Genomic DNA, 19,881 nt, shown 5'->3' on the forward strand with positions numbered 1-19,881 from the left:
ATGGCACACAACATAAAACCAGGCGTAGCTACGGGAGATCAGGTTCAGGAAATTTTTAATTATGCAAAAGAAAAAGGATTTGCACTTCCTGCAGTAAATGTTACGGGATCAAATACCATCAATGGTGTTCTCGAAACTGCAGCAAAATTAAATGCGCCAGTTATCATCCAATTTTCTAATGGAGGAGCACAATTTAATGCGGGTAAAGGACTTTCAAATGCAGGTGAAAAAGCGGCTATCGCTGGTGGAATTGCAGGAGCATTACACATTCACACTTTGGCGGAAGCTTACGGAGCAACTGTAATTTTACATACTGACCATTGTGCAAAAAAATTATTGCCTTGGATTGATGGACTATTAGATGCTTCAGAAAAACATTTTGCTGAAACAGGAAAACCATTGTTCTCTTCTCACATGATTGATTTATCTGAAGAGCCTATCGAAGAAAACATCGAAATTTGCAAAGGCTATTTAGAAAGAATGAGCAAAATGGGAATGACATTGGAAATTGAACTTGGAATCACAGGTGGTGAAGAAGATGGTGTTGACAACTCTGATGTTGATAGCTCAAAACTATATACTCAACCTGAAGAAGTAGCTTACGCTTACGAAGAACTTTCAAAAGTAAGCCCTAGATTTACAATTGCAGCAGCTTTTGGTAACGTTCACGGTGTATACAAACCAGGAAATGTAAAATTGACTCCAAAAATCTTAAAAAATTCTCAAGATTTTGTACAAAACAAATTCAATACAGGATCTAATCCGGTAGATTTTGTTTTCCATGGTGGTTCAGGTTCTACATTGGAAGAAATCAGAGAAGGTATCAGCTACGGTGTAATAAAAATGAATATCGATACTGATTTGCAATTTGCATTTACTGAAGGTATTCGTGATTACATGGTTAAAAATATTGATTATTTGAAAACTCAAATTGGAAATCCAGAAGGTTCTGATGCTCCAAACAAAAAATATTACGACCCAAGAAAATGGTTACGTGAAAGCGAAGTTACTTTCAACACAAGACTTGAGCAAGCATTTGCTGACTTGAACAACGTGAATACTTTATAAAAAAAGTATTCAGTGTTCAGTTTTTTAGTGTTCAGTGTCTTGAGAACTGAACACTAAAAAACTGAACACTGAATACTGATTACTGATTACTGAACACTGAATACTAGAAAAATGGCTTGGTTTAAAAGAAAAGAAAAAGGGATTACTACTGCTACCGAAGACAAAATGGACATCCCAAAAGGGCTTTGGTACAAATCTCCAACTGGAAAAATTATTGATGCCGATGAACTAGCTCGTAACTTATTTGTAAGTCCCGAAGATGGTTTTCATGTTAGAATTGGAAGTGCAGAATATTTCCAAATTTTATTTGACAACAATGAATTTGTTGAATTAGATAAAAATATGACTTCTAAAGATCCTTTGCATTTTGTTGACACAAAAAAATATGCAGATCGATTGAAAGATGTTATGGAAAAAACCAAACTTAAAGATGCAGTGCGTACCGGAGTTGGAAAATCCAAAGGAAAAGATGTAGTGATTTGCTGTATGGATTTCGCCTTTATTGGTGGTTCTATGGGAGCTGTAGTGGGAGAGAAAATCGCAAGAGGAATCGATCACGCTATTCAAAACAAATTACCATTTGTAATGATTTCTAAATCAGGTGGAGCAAGAATGATGGAAGCAGCTTATTCTTTGATGCAATTAGCTAAAACATCTGTAAAACTAGCTCAACTAGCCGAAGCAAAATTGCCTTATATTTCGTTATGTACGGATCCAACAACCGGTGGAACAACTGCTTCCTATGCGATGCTGGGTGATATTAACATTTCTGAACCAGGTGCATTGATTGGATTTGCAGGGCCAAGAGTAGTAAAAGACACGACCGGTAAAGATTTACCAGAAGGTTTTCAAACTGCTGAATTTGTTCTTGAACATGGTTTCTTAGACTTTATAACACCAAGAAAAGAATTGAAGGACAAGATTAACTTGTACATCGATTTGATTCAAAACAACAATATTAGATAAATGAAAATCCCGATTAATCGGGATTTTTTATGCAATCTAAATTTTTATTTTTAAGAAAAAAACAAGTCAAAAACGGCTTTCAAATAATTTTTGAAAGCCGTTTTCATATAAATTTGGATTCTTTTTCGAAATGATTAAATGAATTTAAAACCTTACATCCCAGTTCTAATCGCTTCTACAGGATCTAGTTTTGAAGCCGCAATTGCAGGCAAGATACCTGAAATCAAACCAATCAAAGCAGCCAGTCCAGTTCCCAAGAGAATATTCCCCATACCCAAAACAAATTCAAAATCTAATACTTTTGTTAAAACCACCGAAATTATCCAAACTAATAAAAGTCCAATTATTCCCCCAATTACAGATAATATAATTGCTTCAAATAAAAACTGAAACAATATAAATCTATTTTTCGCACCCAATGATTTCTGAATTCCTATTAAATTTGTGCGCTCTTTTACTGAAACAAACATGATGTTGGCAATCCCAAACCCTCCTACAAGTAGAGAAAACCCACTGATAATCCAACCTACAACATTCATTTGTCCTAAAATACCATCAATAAAATCTGTAAAACCTGAAAATACATTTATAAAAAAATTGTCGATTTCTCCTGCTTTCAAACCTCTATAACTTCTCAATTTTTGAGATATTTCGCTTTTATAAGCTTCCATATCAATGCCGCTCTCTGGCTTAAAAACGATTACGTTTGTCAATGAAGTATTATTATCACCATATAGTTGACGAACAAAATTTACCGGAATAAAAGCGGAAGTATCATCACTATCCCCAAACAATCCCGCTCCTTGTTTCTTCAAAACACCAATTACAGTGAAACGCTTACCGTATAAACGAACATTTTTTCCCAATGGTTCAGATGCATCAAATAATGATTTTGCAATTTCATTTCCTAAAACAACAACTGTAGAACCAGAATTGGCTTCAGACTCATTATAAAACCTTCCTTTATCAAATTCCAGGCCTTGAATATCTATAAACTCATGGGAAACCGGAACAATATTAACATCGCTTACCGTTTTTGAATCATATTTAATAGATTCCCTTCGAGTAAATATTTGATATCCCATTTGGGCAGTATTAGTCATTACCCCTTTCATATAGGCGTACTCATCATACTTTACATTTGGGAACTGTTCTCTTTTCCATTGCGGAATATCCGAAGGACCAAAAGAAAATTTCATTAAATAAATAGTGTTTTTATCAAGACTACTTAAATCTTTGGTAATTTTTCTATCTAAAGAATCTACGGCTGCAAGCACCGCTATTATTGAAAATATACCAATAGTTACACCTAATAAAGAAAGCAAAGTTCTTAATTTATTGTTCCGCAAAGCATTCATTGCGAAACCGAAACTTTCTTTTAATAATCGAAGATAGACTAACATAAAATCTTTTTTGCGTTAAGGTAAAATTCTAAATATATTTTTCATAAACCTAATAAAACCCCACCTATCAATTGGTATATTTTTTTAAGATAATGTTACACAAATTCATTGAATTTTATAATCAAAAAAAAACTATTTTTGCACTTTATAATTATAACTACACAATGAACACAACAAAAACAATTCAATCTGCATTAATTTCGGTATTTTCAAAAGAAGGTCTTGAACCAATTGTAAGAAAACTACATGAGCAAAATGTTACACTTTATTCTACCGGAGGAACCGAGGATTTTATTAAAAACTTAGGAATCCCTGTTGTTCCTGTTGAAGATGTAACTTCTTATCCTTCAATTCTTGGTGGTAGAGTTAAAACATTACATCCAAAAGTTTTTGGAGGAATCTTAAACCGTCAGGACAATGATAGCGATGTACAACAGATGCAAGAGTTCAATATCCCGCAAATTGATTTAGTGATTGTTGATTTGTACCCGTTCGAAAAAACTGTTGCTTCAGGAGCAATTGAATCAGATATTATTGAAAAGATAGATATTGGTGGAATTTCTTTGATTCGTGCTGCCGCGAAAAACTTTAAAGACACCGTGATAGTGGCTTCTGTTGATGAATACAGTTTACTTTTAGATTTGATTACTGATCAAAATGGAGCTACTACTCTTTCAGACAGAAAATTATTGGCTACAAAAGCATTTCATGTTTCATCACATTACGATACGGCAATTTTCAATTATTTCAATACCGATGAAACAATTTACAAACAAAGTATCGCTAACGGTCAAGTCTTGAGATACGGTGAAAACCCGCATCAAAAAGGATTTTTCTTTGGTGATTTTGATGCAATGTTCAAAAAAGTTCACGGAAAAGAATTATCGTACAACAATTTATTAGATGTAGATGCTGCTGTAAATTTAATTAATGAATTTAAAAATGACGGCCCTACTTTTGCCATATTAAAACACAATAATGCTTGTGGTCTTGCTACAAGAAAAAACATTAGCGAAGCATATTTAGCTGCATTAGCTTGCGATCCAACTTCGGCTTTTGGAGGTGTTTTGATTTCCAATACAAAAATTGATGTAGCAACTGCCACAGAAATAAACAAATTATTTTGCGAAGTGGTCATTGCACCAGAATATGATACAGAAGCTACCGCCATTTTACAAGAGAAAAAAAATAGAATTCTATTAGTTCAAAATGAAGTAGCTTTACCACAAAAGCAAGTACGTACTTGCTTGAACGGAATTTTAGTTCAAGAAAGAAACAACATCACAGACAATAAAGAGGACTTAAGAACCGTTACAATAACAGCTCCTACAGAACAAGAAGTCCAAGATTTATTATTTGCTTCTAAAATTTGCAAAAACACAAAATCAAATACGATTGTTTTTGCAAAAAATGGTACACTTATTGCTTCAGGTACAGGACAAACATCAAGAGTTGATGCCTTATTACAAGCCATAGAAAAAGCAACTAATTTTCATTTTGACTTACATGGAGCCGTGATGGCAAGTGATGCTTTTTTTCCTTTCCCAGATTGTGTGGCTATTGCAAAAGAAGCAGGGATAACAGCTGTAATTCAGCCTGGAGGATCAATAAAAGACGAATTAAGCATCAATTATTGTAATGAAAATAAAGTTGCAATGGTATTTACAGGAACGCGCCATTTTAAACATTAATTTGTTTAACTTTGCGGGTCTCAAATTTATAACTTTTTAACCCCTAAAAAACTTATGGGATTTTTTGATTTCATGACCGAGGATATCGCGATAGATCTTGGTACCGCTAACACTTTAATCATACATAATGATAAAGTAGTAATTGACAGCCCTTCAATAGTTGCCCGTGATAGAGTATCAGGCAAAATCATTGCTGTAGGAAAAGAAGCAAGTATGATGCAGGGTAAAACACATGAAAACATTAAGACAATAAGGCCTTTGAAAGATGGCGTAATTGCTGATTTTGATGCTTCCGAAAAAATGATAAGCTTATTCATAAAAAGCATCCCGGCATTGAAGAAAAGAATGTTTACTCCCGCATTAAGAATGGTTGTTTGTATTCCTTCAGGTATTACTGAAGTTGAAATGAGAGCAGTTAAAGAATCTTGCGAAAGAGTAAACGGCAAGGAAGTCTATTTGATACACGAGCCTATGGCAGCAGCTATTGGTATTGGAATCGACATTATGCAACCTAAAGGAAACATGATAGTAGATATCGGTGGTGGAACAACTGAAATTGCTGTAATCGCATTAGGCGGAATTGTATGTGACAAATCGGTAAAAATTGCCGGGGATGTATTTACAAATGACATCGTATATTACATGCGTACCCAACACAATCTTTTTGTTGGAGAAAGTACGGCTGAGAAAATAAAAATCCAAATTGGAGCAGCCATTGAAGATTTAGAAACTCCTCCAGAAGACATGTCAGTCCAAGGAAGAGATTTACTTACCGGAAAACCAAAACAAGTAGAAGTTTCCTACCGTGAAATAGCAAAAGCATTAGACAAATCAATTCAAAGAATTGAAGATGCTGTAATGGAAACCCTATCTCAAACACCTCCAGAATTAGCAGCTGATATTTACAATACAGGTATTTATCTTGCAGGTGGCGGATCTATGTTAAGAGGTCTTGATAAAAGAATTTCACAAAAAACAGATTTACCTGTTTATATTGCTGAAGATCCGTTAAGAGCAGTAGTTCGAGGAACTGGTATGGCACTAAAAAACATTACAAAATTTAAAAGTATCTTGATAAAATAAGGTCTTATTGACAATTTAAATAACGCTTTACAAACTATACCCTGTTATAGTTTTGCAAGTAGAAATTTAAGATAAAACCTGAAACAAAATAACCAATAGTACATGCAGCAAATATTCAATTTTATATTTAAAAACAGTAATAGATTACTGTTTTTGCTGCTTTTGGGCATTTCACTCCTGCTCACTATTCAATCTCATTCTTTTCATAGAAGTAAAATAATTAGTTCCGCTAACTTTTTAACTGGCGGAGTTTATGAAAAAATTAATTCTGTAAATGAGTATTTGAATTTAAAGACTCAAAACGATGCACTGGCACTTGAAAATGCAGCATTAAAAAGCCAACTCTTTAATCGTAAAGACACAACTGCGGTACCAAAATTGGATAGTCTGAAAGGTGTAAAAGCTAAAGACATCATCGTTTCAAAAGTGATCCATAATTCGTATAATGTTCACGAAAATTATTTAACATTAAATTCTGGAGAATTGCAGGGCGTAAAAACAGACATGGGTGTCATCAATAGTTTGGGAATTGTAGGGATTATAGACAATACTTCTCCGCACTATTCAACTGTGATTAGTATTTTAAATAAAAAATCTCAAATTAACGCAAAGATTAAAAAATCAAATCACTTTGGATCTTTGATTTGGAATGGAAAAAGCACAGGTTTTGTTCAATTGATAGATGTTCCAAGATTAGCAGCTATTAGAAAAGGGGATACCATTGTAACAGGGGGTCAATCAGTAATATTTCCTGAGAATATCAACATCGGAACTATAAGTAAAATTTATACTGACAATCAAACCAATTACTATACATTGGACATAAAACTTTTCAATGATATGACAAACCTAGGACATGTTTATATTATAAAAAGTAAAGATCGAGAAGAACTTATTAATTTAGAAAAAAAAGAAAAAGATGAATAGCACTTTGTTAGTCAATATTTTTCGTTTCGTTCTGTTATTGGCAGTCCAAATTATTATTTTCAATAATATGAATTTTTTGGGCTATATAAGTCCATTCCCATATTTGCTTTTTATAATACTATATCCCGTAAACGGTAATAAATCCGGGTTATTAATAGCCAGTTTCTTACTTGGTCTTATAATGGATATGTTTTCTAATTCAGGGGGTATACATGCTACAGCTTGTTTAGTACTCGCTTATTTCAGGCCCTATATTTTTAAATTTTCATTTGGCTTGAGCTACGAGTATCAAACTATTAAACTAAATGATGTGTTAACTCCGGAGCGATTCTCTTTTATTTTGCTTTCGGTTGTAATTCATCTTTTTACTTTGTTCCTGTTAGAAGCATTTCAATTGAGCTTTTTCTTTGACATTTTACTGCGAACGTTATTGAGTTCCGTATTTACAATACTAATTTGCATCATAATAATATATCTTATTAAGCCAAACAAAAGATGAGAAAATTATTGCTGCCTTCCTTAATCATTGTTGCAGCATCTTTGCTAGTGATACGGATATTCTATTTGCAAGTCATAGATGATTCGTTCAAACTAAAATCAGACAATAATGCAATAAAAATAAAATATGATTATCCTGAAAGAGGTTATATTTATGATCGAAATGGCAAATTATTAGTGGCCAATCAGGCTTCTTATGACATCATGGTTATTCCCAGAGAACTAAAGAACACGGACACTTTAGAATTTTGTCAATTATTGAATATTACAAAAGAGGATTTTATTAAAAAAATAGAAAAGGCTAAAATCTATAGCCCAAGATTACCATCGGTTTTTTTACCTCAATTAAACAAAAGTGAATTTGCCGCATTTCAGGAAAAAATTAGAAAATTTGAAGGATTTTATTTCCAAAAACGTTCTCTTCGTGATTATGAAGTAGATAGTGGCGCCAATATTTTTGGGTTTATCACTCAAGTCAACGAAAAATTAGTTGCTAAAAATCCTTATTACAACAGTGGAGATTTAATTGGAAGACAAGGAGTTGAGGAGAGTTATGAAGATATCTTACGAGGAATAAAAGGCGTAAAATACATTCAAAAAGACAAATACAACAGAGAAATTGGTTCCTTTAAAGAAGGAAGATATGATACTATAGCCGTACAAGGTGAAGACATAAACCTGACTATTGACGCTGAACTTCAGAAATATGGCGAAGAATTAATGATTAATAAAAGAGGTGGAATTGTTGCAATTGAGCCAAAAACCGGAGAAATACTCGCTCTTGTTACTGCACCGTCTTATGACCCATCAATATTGGTAGGGAGACAAAGATCTAAAAACTACACAAAATTATACCACGACTCCATTGCTAAACCACTTTATGACAGAGGTTTATTAGCCGAGTATCCTCCAGGATCTCCATTTAAAATCCTGACTGGACTTGTTGCACTTCAAGAAGGAGTCGTAAATGAGCAGACCACTTTTATGTGTAACCACGGTTTTGCTTATGCTCCTGGTCGATTTCAACGATGTCACTGTGGAGGTGGGTCAAGAGATCTTCATGTTGGGATTTATAAATCTTGTAATGCTTATTTTTCGAATGTTTATTTACGCACCATTGGAAAATATAAAAGTTCACCTTATGCCGTGGATGTATGGAGTAATCATATAAAAAGTTTTGGACTCGGACAATTTATGGGTTATGATTTGCCAACAGGAAAAAAAGGAAAAGCACCTACTTCAAAAACCTATAAAAAAATGTATCCTGATTGGGGTTGGAGTGGGAAAACAATTATATCAAATGCAATAGGACAAGGGGAAGTATTGATGACACCTATTCAGCTGGCTAATATGATGGCGGCTGTAGCCAATGAAGGTTATTACTACACACCTCATATCATCAAGAAGATTGAAGGTAAAAAAATAGACACTAAATTCACAACTAAACACGTTACGACCATAGATAAAAAATATTTTAAACCTATGATAAGTGGTTTGTTTGACGTGTATAATTTAGGAACAGCTGCAGGTTTAAGAGTTGAAGGGATCGATATTTGTGGTAAAACAGGAACGGCAGAAAATTTTGCAAAAATAGATGGTAAAAGAGTCCAGCTAAAAGACCATTCTATCTTTGTAGCATTTGCACCAAAAGATAACCCAAAAATCGCAATAGCCATTTTAGTTGAAAATGGAGGATTTGGAGCGACTATAGCAGGTCCCATTGCCAGTTTAATGATTGAAAAATACCTTAGAAAAAAAATTACAAGAACGGATTTAGAAACCCGAATACTTAATACCAGTTTACAAGCTCAGTATGCCAAATTAGGCGGTCTTTCTGAAGACATAAAATTAGAATTAAGAAAGAATGATTCTATTCTGAAAAGCAAAACAGTGATTCCAAAAATAAAAATAGATTCCACTAAAGAAAATTAATAAGCGATTCATTCCAAATGAAAAACCAAAGCGTAACAAACAATATAGACTGGATATGCATCATTATCTATAGTGCATTAGTACTAATGGGTTGGTTAAACATTTACTCCTCCTCCTTAGCCTCTATGGACGGTACTTCAGAAAAGCAGCTTATATTTATTGCATTAACCATCCCATTAATATTCATTGTACTTTCTGTCGATGGGAAATTTTACGAAAAATATGCGAGTATCATTTTTGGTATTTCATTATTAACACTCGCTGGTTTATTTGTCTTTGGAAAAACAATAGCGGGGCAACGTTGTTGGTATGGTTTTGGAAGTTTTACAATTCAACCTTCCGAATTTGCAAAAGCTGCTACCGCATTGGCATTAGCCAAATATTTAAGCGACACACAAATTAATTTAAAGGAAGTTAATCGTCAAATACAGGCTTTAGCTATTGTCTTTTTACCTGTGCTCCTTATATTGCCTCAACCCGATCCGGGAAGCGCTTTAATTTATAGTGTATTTATTATCGTTCTATATCGCGAAGGCCTTCCTTCATGGTATGTTTGGACAGGCTTCATAACAATTCTATTATTTGTATTAACTTTAATATTAGAGCCCCAATATGTAATATTAATCGCATTAACGACACTAATTATTGTCCATTTCAAATCAAGATTATCGGATAGAAATATTCTATTAAGTGGTATTCTCTTCGCTTTAATGTCAGGATTTGTTTTGTCAGTAAATTATGTTTTTGAAAATATTTTCAAACAGCACCATCGAGACCGTTTTAATATTTTATTAGGGAAAACCGTAGACTTGAAAGGGATTGGCTATAATACAAACCAATCCGAAATAGCGATTGGTTCAGGAGGCTGGCTCGGAAAAGGATTTCTCGAAGGCACACAAACCAAAGGAGGTTTTGTACCAGAACAACATACCGATTATATATTTACTACAGTAGGCGAAGAATGGGGCTTCGTAGGCTCATTGGTTGTTATTACTCTTTTTGTGGGCTTATTTTTAAGAATAATATACCTCGCCGAAAGACAAAAAACAAAATTTAGCCGAGTATATGGTTATTGTGTTGCGGGAATTTTATTCATTCATTTCTTTGTGAATATCGCAATGGTAGCAGGTATATTTCCAACGATTGGAGTACCGTTGCCTTTCTTTTCTTATGGAGGATCTGGTCTTTGGGGTTTTACAATCTTACTTTTTATATTTATAAAAATGGATGCCAATAAAGTTAACGAATGGTAAATGAAGTGAAATTCATTCGAGAATTTGGAGCTTAATCCTGCTATTCATTTCAAGTTTTTCGCCTCGTTAAAGTTTTAATTATTTTGTCAAGAGCTTCCGTTGGTCGCTTTGACAAAATAGAAAAACTAATAAACGAGCCTTCAAAAGCTTTCCATTGCTATCAGGGCTAATTAAAACTCCAGTTTTTATAATCACTACTTTTTTCCAATTGATTTTCTGTTTTGTCATTCAATTTAGGAAAGAAATCGATTCCTGTCATCTTTTCGATACGATCAACTGAAACCACAAAACTGTACAATGGTCTATTACTTTCCGAATTGGGAACCAGAAAAGCTATCATTTTAAAATTTCCTCCGGAGTTATCCAATAAAACTTTATAAAAAAATTCAGGGACTGAAACCTTTTCTTTCCCTATTGTTTTGAGTGAGGATTCTAAAACACCTCCGGTAACTACATAAATCCCATCATACTTAGTTGCCCAATAGCGAATTTTTTGTTCTAATCTATTCCAAACGCCACTATTAAAGTCATGCAATTGAGGAGAAATATTGGAAGTAAAAAAAGTATCATTATAAGCATCGACAGCAAACTCCATATCGCCTGCAGGACAAAGATGTCCTTTGTCATATCCTGAATTTTTATAATTCCTCCAATCAGCAGAACCCGTTTTCACTTTTGGATCTTCAATAAAAAAAGGCCTCTTAAAACTATTATTTTTCAAATAATTTTTCTTCAGTTCGTATGCAACCCATTCTGCTTGTTCATATTTTTCATTATACGACAATGTGTAATACTCGTGTTTTACGATTTGATTGGTTGTAGAAGACGGTAAAAAATTAAATGTTGTTGTTATGTCTTCGGAATAACTTTTTACATTATCGGAATAGATTTGATTTCCTTCTAAACTATATTGATTAATCCTGTCACCTATAGAATTAATGGCATCCGTATTCTTTTTACAGGAAGAAAAAAGCAATAAACAAAATAGAATAACAACTGAATTCAACAACTGACTGTTTTTCATTTCTAATTAATTTTTAGATTATTATTATTCATTTACATCAAAAACACAATAAACTAAAAACGCTCCAGGAATTCAAAAAAGAATTTCTGGAGCGCAATAGTAGTCAATTTCACATATGTCATTCATTAAGAAAACATTTACGATTTAGCTAATTTTTCTTTTTTCAATTTAGCAGGAATACTCTTTTTCAAAACAGTTTTTGATTGTAAATCATCTAATACATTTAATGCTTCTTCCACATAAATATCTTTTGACAAAGCTTCATGCCATCTGTCTCTTTTTTCTTTTAAAGCTACATCTTTATTAGCCTCATCAACTTCATATGGCAGTGAAATAAATTTAAGTGTATTTTTATAATCTGAAAGCGGCTTATATTTTTTAGCTTTTTCTTCAATTTCATTTTGGGTTGTCTTGAATTTATCAATATTCAAGCTATAGGTATTATCTTCACTTCTGCTATCAATCCATTTTGCATTTTCTTCAATCAATTGAAATTGCGTGCTTTGCAAAATTCTTTTTTTACTGTTTACAATAGCCTGATTAAAATTTGCATTTTTATTCCAAACAGTATATTCAGCCGGATCAATTTTATCCCAAGGCATTGCATTGTCTACATCACGTTCACCCATTTTTAAATAGGCATATCTATCTGGCATAACAATATCACTACTAACCCCTTCAAGTTGTGTAGAACCACCGTTGATTCTGTAGAATTTTTGTGTAGTTGTTTTTATGGCTCCTAAATCTCCTACAGCACTATTACGTACAAACTGATTCAAATCAATCACATTTTGTACCGTTCCTTTACCATACGTTTGTTTGCTGCCAATGATAATTCCTCTTTTATAATCTTGGATTGCAGCTGCCAAAATTTCTGAAGCGGAAGCTGAAAAACTATTAACCATGATTACTAATGGACCGTCCCATTCAATTTTTTTATCTCTGTCAAATAACACTTCTTTCTTTCTGCCGGCTGACTTGATTTGTACAATTGGTCCTTGCTCAATAAACAGCCCTGCAATGTCCACAACTGTTGACAATGAACCTCCACCATCATCACGAACATCTAATACAATCCCATTTACTCCTGCATTTTTCAAACGCTCTACTTCCTTAGCAATATCTTTTCCTGCATCTCTACCATCTTTATTTTCAAAATCAATGTAGAATTTTGGCAAGTAAATAACACCATATTTCAATCCATTTTTGTTAACGATACTTGACTTAGCATACGTTTCTTCAATCTCTACAATGTCTCTGATTATAGAAATAATTTTAATTGTTCCATCCATTTTTTTTACTGTAAGACGAACTTCAGTCCCTTTTGGTCCTTTAATTTTCTTAACAACATCATCAAGACGCATCCCTACAACATCTACAGATTCTCCATTTCCTTGAGCAACTTTCATTATCAAATCTCCTGCTTCAAGTTGTTTTCCTCTCCAAGCCGGCCCACCGGAAATAAGTTCAGAAATTTCAGTAAAATCATTTTTCTTTTGAAGACGAGCTCCAATTCCTTCTAGTTTTCCGCTGATACTTACATCAAAACGTTCTTTTTCTTCCGGTGCAAAATAATTAGTATGTGGATCAAAACGTGCTGTAATAGAATTGATGTATACGGAAAACCAATCATTCCTGTCTAAATCTTGCATAAACCCAAAATATTCATCTAATGATTTTAAAGCACTTTCTCTAGTTTCTTTTTCTAATTCTTCGAAAGTTTTAAGCTTACCATTGTCAACCGATTTATCCGTATCAGGTTTTGCCAATGGATCTTCATACAACTTTCCCCCTTCACTCGACTGAGATTGAACATCTTTAGTCTTATCCACAACTTTGTTCTTATTTTCTTGAAGTTTTAAACGATCGGTTAAAGACGAAAGCGTTGACAATTTGATTTGTTTGCGCCATTTATCAGTAAGTTCTTTAACATCTTTTGGATAAGGTGCTTTTTCATAGTCCGTATTAAAATTTTCATCCGCATTATAATCAAAAGGCTGACTCAAAACAGCTTTATAAATATTTTTGCTCTCCTCCATTCTCTTCATCAAACGATCATAGGTAAGATTAAAAAATGTCAAATCTTTGTTCAACAATTGATCGTCTAATTGAGTTTCAAATTTTGAAAATTCATCGATATCTGACTGCAGAAAAAAACGTTTAGAAGGATCTAAAGCTTGAATATAATCTTTATAAATTCCTTTTGAAAATGCATCGTCTATATTTGCAGGATTATAATGTCCTTTCTGAATCACAAACGTTAATAGTTCTAACAGTAACTTATCTTTTTCGGGGTCGGTTTCTTTTGTTGCATTAATCTTAAACGCAAATAGTGTTGCCGAAAGACATACAACAACAAGAAGTATTTTATAATTTCTTTTCATAAAGTCAATAATAGTATTCATCAATTTTTAATCTAAATTACGGTAAAAACTATGCCAACTATAACAAGGGCTGCATAATTTTTTGTTAAAGATATAAAATTGTTTTTTTTGAAATGAGTTAAATATTCCAAGTTGATAAATTTTATTTTCTTTGTTTATAAAATACGGTTTTGTGTAACTACATTTGCTATTTATATTTAATTAGAAATCCTTTCTTGAAAACACAAAATGACAAAACACTCCAAACCTTTAATATTAGTTACAAATGACGATGGAATTTCAGCTCCAGGACTAAGGGCATTAATAAGTGTTATGGCTGAAATAGGAGAAGTCATTGTTGTAGCTCCCGACGCACCGCAAAGTGCAACGGGACATGGCATTACTATAAACGACACGCTATATCTAAATAAAATTTCAAAAGAAAACGATACTATTACAGAATACAGTTGTTCTGGAACTCCTGTGGATTGTGTAAAATTTGCAGTAAGCGAAATTTTGAAAAGAAAACCCGATTTGTGTGTCTCTGGCGTCAATCATGGTTCAAATTCTTCTATAAATGTAATCTACTCCGGTACCATGAGTGCTGCCGTTGAAGCTGGTATAGAAGGAATTCAAGCGATTGGATTCTCCTTATTAGATTATGATTGGAATGCAAATTTTGAAGACATAAAGTCATTTATTCGAAAAATAACATTGGAAGTACTTGAAAATAAACTGCCCGAAGGAGTCGTTTTGAATGTAAATTTTCCAAAATTGAAAGAAAAAGACATCCAAGGAATCAAAATTTGCCGTCAGGCTAAAGCGATTTGGGTGGAAAAATTTGACAAACGTAAAACCCCGCAAGGCAGAGATTATTATTGGCTTACCGGAGAATTTGTGAACCAAGACAATGGTGAAGACACTGATGAATGGGCATTGAAAAACGGATATATTTCAGTAGTTCCAGTACAATTTGATTTGACTGCCCATCATGCGACACAACAACTTAACACATGGAATTGGAATGAATAAAATAGATTTGTTAACTGGATTCATAATCGGAATTTTGGCTTCAATACTGGGTAGCTACCTTTTTATAACTTTTTTTACTGATTTTGACTTTATCAATGGGATGTATGCCATGAAATCAGAGGGTAAACTTGGTAAAATAATCACACTTGGATGCATTCTTGACTTGGTAGCTTTTGGCATTTTACTCAAACTAAATAAGGAACTCATGGCGCGTGGCGTGATTTTAGCGGTAATTGTCATGACTCTTGTCTCTATATTTATTTAAAAACACAATATTCATACCTTTGTTAAACATAAAAAATTGACAATAAAAGTTCTGGATTTGGCACGAATAATAGAAAATCTCTAAACATAAAAACATGAAATACTACATTATAGCTGGAGAAGCTTCGGGCGATTTACATGGCTCGAATTTGATGAAAGCGCTTTATAAGGAAGATCCTAATGCTGATATTCGGTTTTGGGGTGGTGATTTGATGCAAAATGCTGGCGGGACTTTGGTAAAACATTATCGCGAGCTGGCTTTCATGGGATTTATTGAAGTAATTTTCAATTTGAAAACGATTTTGAACAACATCAAAATATGTAAAAAGGATATTATAAAATTTCGACCAGATGTACTAATATTCATCGATTATCCTGGTTTTAATTTACGAATTGCAAAATGGGCAAAAGAATTGGGTTTCAAAACTCATTACTATATTTCACCCCAAATTTGGGCGTGGAAAGAAAGCCGAATTACAGAAATCAAACGGGATATAGACAAAATGTATGTGATTTTACCTTTCGAGAAAAAATTTTACGAAGATAAACATCATTTTCCTGTTGAATTTGTAGGTCATCCATTGATTGACGCGATTCAAAACCAAACACCAATTGACCCGTCCGTTTTTAAAAAAGAAAATAAATTAGACGAAAAACCCATTATTGCCGTTCTGCCTGGTAGTCGTAAACAAGAAATCACAAAAATGCTATCGGTGATGTTGAGTGTTGTTGATGATTTTCCGGAATATCAATTTGTCATTGCAGGTGCTCCAAGTCAGGAATATTCATTTTATGAGAATTTTATATCGAATGAAAATATAAAATTCATATCCAATAAAACGTATGATTTATTGCGAAATGCGACTGCCGCATTAGTTACTTCAGGAACGGCAACGCTGGAAACAGCCCTTTTTAAAGTTCCGGAAGTCGTATGTTATAAAGGCAGCTGGGCTTCTTACCAAATTGCAAAACGAATTATTACGTTAAAATATATTTCGTTAGTGAATTTGATTATGGATGAAGAAGTGGTAACCGAATTAATTCAGGAAGATTGCACAACGAAACGTATTCGGGAAGAATTGAAAAAAATTCTGGAATCCAATCATCGCAAACAACTTTTAGGGAAATATAACGTTCTAGAAGCAAAACTTGGCGGAATTGGTGCCAGCGAAAAAACGGCAAAATTGATTGTGGCTGATTTACAATGATTCCAATTCTTTTAAAATCTGTAAAATCCATAAAAAATAAATCTTTTGAAACACCTGCTTTACCTTTTATTGATTCTTACTTTTTTTACGGCCTGTAAATCAACTTCAGTAATTATTCCTTCAAAAAAAACAGAAGTAGATACTGACAGAACAAAGCATTTGATAAACCAATTAATTCATTCGGCTTCTGATAATATTGGTGTAAAATATAGAACTGGAGGCACTACAAAAGCAGGTTTTGACTGTTCAGGATTAATCTATTCTGTTTTTAATTCTTCTAACATTCAACTCCCACGATCCTCTTTCGAACAATCAAAATTGGGGTTAATCATTGATCGAGAACGAGACAACATCAAAAAAGGAGATTTAATATTTTTTAAAACCAATCGAAAATCACAGATTAATCACGTAGGAATGGTAATAGAAGTTTCTGATGACGATGTGAAATTCATACATTCTTCTACGTCTAAAGGTGTAATAATTTCCTCTACAAAAGAGTCTTATTATCAAAATTCCTTTGTACAGATAAATAGAATTCTTAGATAATCGTAATGTTTCCTGATTTAAATAAAATTAAAATGCAATAATTCCTTTATAGAAAACACAACACCATTTCTTACTAAAAAAATTGTACTTTAGATATATGAAAGTGCTGCAATTTCCTTTAGCGAGAATAACATTTGGATTTGTTCTAGGAATTCTACTCCCTTATTCCCTAAAACCAAATCCTAAATTAGTATTTGCCCTACTTTTTATTTCTATCCTCTTTTTTAGTATTAGTTATTTTTTATCTAAAAAAAAGCTCAATGACAAAGTTTATTTTGGTATTTCTACTTACATCCTCTCTTTTTTTATTGGAGCTACAACTCTAATTGTTCATACTGATTATTTTCAAAAAAGCAATTATATCCATTATGGTTCTATTTTCGAGAAGCCTCATTTGGTATCAGTCACGCTGCGGGAAAAACTAAAAAATTCTACTTTTAATGATCGTTACGTTGCTATTGTAAACCGCATTGACCAAACTGAAAGTTCGGGAAGAATAATCCTTAATATCCGAAAAGACAGTTTGAATCGTCAGTTCGAAATTGGAACTCTCCTACGCATCAAAGGGACTTTGTATAAAAATAGTCCACCAAATAACCCCAGCCAATTTGACTACAGCAAATATCTGGAGAACAAACAGATCTATGCACAACTGTATGCAGATGCTAGCGAGATTAGTGTAAGTTCTGAAATGGAAAAGAATATTTGGTATTACACCTCCAAATTAAGGACTAAAATTATTCATAACTTAGAAAAAAGCGACTTTAATAAAACCGAATTAAATGTAGCAGTCGCTTTGATTATGGGGCAACAACAAGATATTTCTCCGGAGATTATTCGGGATTATCAATATGCCGGCGCAGTGCATATTTTATCGGTTTCGGGATTGCATATTGGATTCATATTGCTTTTTGTAACTTTCCTTCTCAAACCTTTACCCAACACCAAACGAGGTTCCTTTATCAAGCTGATAATCATTTTGGCATCATTGTCATTATTTGGATTAATCGCTGGTTTAGCGCCGTCGGTTGTTCGCTCTGTCGCTATGTTTTCGTTTGTTGCTATTGGCAGTCATTTACGAAGAAGTGTAAATGTTTATCACACCTTATTGGTATCCATCTTACTAATTTTACTTTTCCAACCTTCCTTTTTGTTTGATGTTGGATTTCAGTTGAGCTATATGGCGCTGTTTTTTATTATTTGGTTACAACCACTTTTGGCATCTCTCTGGTTGCCAAAAAATAAAGTTTCAAAATACATTTGGGATATTCTCACGGTTTCCTTTGTCGCACAAATAGGCACTTTGCCATTAAGCATTTATTATTTTCATCAATTTCCAGGTTTATTCTTCGTGACTAATTTAATCATTATTCCATTACTGAGTATTGTAATGCTATTAGGCGTTGTGGTTATGCTATTAGCAGCATTTGGTTACGTGCCTTTATTTCTTTCCAAACCATTTGAGTGGAGTATTTTTTATTTAAATAAAATTATCAATTCAATTGCCTCACTGGAACAATTTATAATTCAAAACATACCATTCAATTTATATTTTTTAATTAGTTTCTATTTATTAATCACAACAGCTATAATTTGGTTTAAAAAACCAAGTTATAACAAATTGGCACTGGTTTTAATTTCGATAATCATTTTACAAATTTCATTCATAAAAAACCGCTCAGATGTTGAAACCCAAAAAGAATGGGTTGTTTTCAATTCCAAAAAAAGCACCATGATTACGGAACGAAACGGCGGAAAAGTTACCTTATTTGCCAATGACAGTATTTTAAAAACATCCCAAAAAAACAATATCCTGACGACCTATTTAATTGGTAATTTTAGCACTTTGGAGACTAAAAAAAGAATTGAAAATACCGCTTTTTTCAACGGAAAAAAAATTATTATTTTGGATAGCTCAGGAATTTATTCAAAGAATATGAACCCCGATATTTTGTTACTCACACAATCTCCAAAAATAAATTTAGACCGTTTATTTCAAACCGTACACCCTAAAATGGTTGTCGCTGATGCGTCGAACTATAAAACAATCCAGAAATATTGGAAAGCAACTTGTAAAAAACAAAAAATCCCTTTTCACGCAACAGGTGAAAAGGGATTCTATAAATTAAACTGAGAATTATTTCTTTTTCAGAAATCCATCTGCCACAGCTAGCCAAGCCGCTGGACCACCAGCAACATAACCCGTACTTCCTAAACCTTCAAAATTCACCTTTCCGTCTTTATTAGTACCATTGGCAAAATAAATTGTTGGAAATCCCTGAATTCCGAAAGCTTGTTGTAATTCGTTGTTTTGCTTTTTGATTTCAGGAGTTTGTGGTGTTCTTCTTGGATAATCTAATTCTACCAGAACTACATTCTCTTTTGCCCATTTTGCAAACTCTGGTGTTTTTAGCACTTCTTTTTGCAATCTAATACACCAGCCACACCAATCACTTCCGGTAAAAAACAGCAATAATGGCTTTTTAGTTTTTTTAGAAATCTCCATTGCCTTATTGACATTGGTCTCCCAAACTAATTCTTGCGCTTCAACAGCATATGAAGCAACAAACAGAAATACTGTTAAGATTATCTTCTTCATTTTTTTATATTTTTGTGTTTATCT

Annotated in this window: 17 protein-coding genes; 13 read left to right on the forward strand and 4 right to left on the reverse strand. The window is 33.2% G+C overall.

The window, feature by feature from the left end:
• Together fbaA and accD are read left to right on the forward strand one after the other, a co-directional pair.
• Positions 1-1,068 (forward strand): class II fructose-bisphosphate aldolase, encoded by a 1,068-nt coding sequence (gene fbaA / locus ACNO7W_RS08215; RefSeq protein WP_417937742.1) that lies wholly within the window; start codon positions 1-3, stop codon positions 1,066-1,068.
• 111 nt (positions 1,069-1,179) lie between these two features.
• Entirely contained in the window at positions 1,180-2,034 is an 855-nt protein-coding gene (accD, locus tag ACNO7W_RS08220) for an acetyl-CoA carboxylase, carboxyltransferase subunit beta (protein WP_143386857.1), read from the forward strand.
• Positions 2,035-2,186: 152 nt separating this feature from the next.
• On the opposite strand, the gene ACNO7W_RS08225 is transcribed toward accD, so the two are convergent.
• Positions 2,187-3,437, reverse strand: a complete 1,251-nt coding sequence (locus ACNO7W_RS08225; protein ID WP_417937743.1) for an ABC transporter permease — start codon at positions 3,435-3,437, stop codon at positions 2,187-2,189.
• Between the two features lie 164 nt (positions 3,438-3,601).
• Here ACNO7W_RS08225 and purH point away from each other — a divergent pair, with 164 nt between their 5' ends.
• The 6 genes from purH to rodA all read left to right on the forward strand — a co-directional run bounded on the left by purH (position 3,602) and on the right by rodA (position 10,821).
• Positions 3,602-5,128: a bifunctional phosphoribosylaminoimidazolecarboxamide formyltransferase/IMP cyclohydrolase gene (purH, locus tag ACNO7W_RS08230; protein WP_417937744.1), complete on the forward strand. Its 1,527-nt coding sequence runs from the start codon at positions 3,602-3,604 to the stop codon at positions 5,126-5,128.
• 54 nt (positions 5,129-5,182) lie between these two features.
• Positions 5,183-6,211 carry a rod shape-determining protein gene (locus ACNO7W_RS08235; protein WP_143386860.1) on the forward strand — a complete coding sequence of 343 codons (1,029 nt, stop codon included), beginning with the start codon at positions 5,183-5,185 and terminating at the stop codon, positions 6,209-6,211.
• A gap of 102 nt (positions 6,212-6,313) precedes the next feature.
• A complete protein-coding gene (gene mreC / locus ACNO7W_RS08240; protein ID WP_143386861.1) occupies positions 6,314-7,138 on the forward strand; it encodes a rod shape-determining protein MreC in 825 nt (274 codons plus the stop codon).
• Positions 7,131-7,637: a rod shape-determining protein MreD gene (gene mreD, locus ACNO7W_RS08245; protein ID WP_143386862.1), complete on the forward strand. Its 507-nt coding sequence runs from the start codon at positions 7,131-7,133 to the stop codon at positions 7,635-7,637. Before mreC ends, mreD begins: the two co-directional genes overlap by 8 nt.
• Positions 7,634-9,568, forward strand: coding sequence for a penicillin-binding protein 2 (gene mrdA / locus ACNO7W_RS08250; RefSeq protein WP_417937745.1), 1,935 nt, complete (start codon positions 7,634-7,636; stop codon positions 9,566-9,568). Before mreD ends, mrdA begins: the two co-directional genes overlap by 4 nt.
• 17 nt (positions 9,569-9,585) lie before the next feature.
• Positions 9,586-10,821: a rod shape-determining protein RodA gene (gene rodA, locus ACNO7W_RS08255; RefSeq protein WP_143386864.1), complete on the forward strand. Its 1,236-nt coding sequence runs from the start codon at positions 9,586-9,588 to the stop codon at positions 10,819-10,821.
• A gap of 166 nt (positions 10,822-10,987) precedes the next feature.
• Here the strand turns inward: rodA and ACNO7W_RS08260 are convergent, their stop codons facing one another.
• Together ACNO7W_RS08260 and ACNO7W_RS08265 are read right to left on the reverse strand one after the other, a co-directional pair.
• Positions 10,988-11,845 carry a DNA/RNA non-specific endonuclease gene (locus ACNO7W_RS08260; protein ID WP_417937746.1) on the reverse strand — a complete coding sequence of 286 codons (858 nt, stop codon included), beginning with the start codon at positions 11,843-11,845 and terminating at the stop codon, positions 10,988-10,990.
• Between the two features lie 137 nt (positions 11,846-11,982).
• Complete coding sequence (locus tag ACNO7W_RS08265) at positions 11,983-14,250, reverse strand: carboxy terminal-processing peptidase (RefSeq protein ID WP_144064576.1); 2,268 nt, start codon at positions 14,248-14,250, stop codon at positions 11,983-11,985.
• Between the two features lie 207 nt (positions 14,251-14,457).
• On the opposite strand from ACNO7W_RS08265, the gene surE reads away from it, so the two are divergent.
• From surE to ACNO7W_RS08290, 5 genes are all read left to right on the forward strand, one after another.
• Positions 14,458-15,240: a 5'/3'-nucleotidase SurE gene (gene surE / locus ACNO7W_RS08270; RefSeq protein WP_143386867.1), complete on the forward strand. Its 783-nt coding sequence runs from the start codon at positions 14,458-14,460 to the stop codon at positions 15,238-15,240.
• Complete coding sequence (locus ACNO7W_RS08275) at positions 15,233-15,505, forward strand: hypothetical protein (RefSeq protein WP_144064593.1); 273 nt, start codon at positions 15,233-15,235, stop codon at positions 15,503-15,505. Before surE ends, ACNO7W_RS08275 begins: the two co-directional genes overlap by 8 nt.
• Positions 15,506-15,599: 94 nt before the next feature.
• Positions 15,600-16,712 carry a lipid-A-disaccharide synthase gene (gene lpxB / locus ACNO7W_RS08280; protein ID WP_417937747.1) on the forward strand — a complete coding sequence of 371 codons (1,113 nt, stop codon included), beginning with the start codon at positions 15,600-15,602 and terminating at the stop codon, positions 16,710-16,712.
• Between the two features lie 45 nt (positions 16,713-16,757).
• The gene (locus ACNO7W_RS08285; RefSeq protein WP_417937748.1) at positions 16,758-17,258 is read left to right on the forward strand and encodes a C40 family peptidase; all 501 of its coding nucleotides are present in this window, start codon (positions 16,758-16,760) and stop codon (positions 17,256-17,258) included.
• An 82-nt stretch (positions 17,259-17,340) separates the two neighbouring features.
• On the forward strand, positions 17,341-19,392 hold the full coding sequence (locus tag ACNO7W_RS08290) for a ComEC/Rec2 family competence protein (RefSeq protein WP_417937749.1): 2,052 nt from the start codon (positions 17,341-17,343) through the stop codon (positions 19,390-19,392).
• Positions 19,393-19,395: 3 nt separating this feature from the next.
• Here ACNO7W_RS08290 and ACNO7W_RS08295 read toward each other — a convergent pair whose 3' ends face one another.
• Entirely contained in the window at positions 19,396-19,857 is a 462-nt protein-coding gene (locus tag ACNO7W_RS08295; RefSeq protein WP_143386872.1) for a thioredoxin family protein, read from the reverse strand.
• Positions 19,858-19,881 lie beyond the last annotated feature (24 nt).

Source organism: Flavobacterium sp. ZB4R12, from assembly GCF_048276375.1.
Taxonomy (GTDB): Bacteria; Bacteroidota; Bacteroidia; order Flavobacteriales; family Flavobacteriaceae; genus Flavobacterium; species Flavobacterium gawalongense.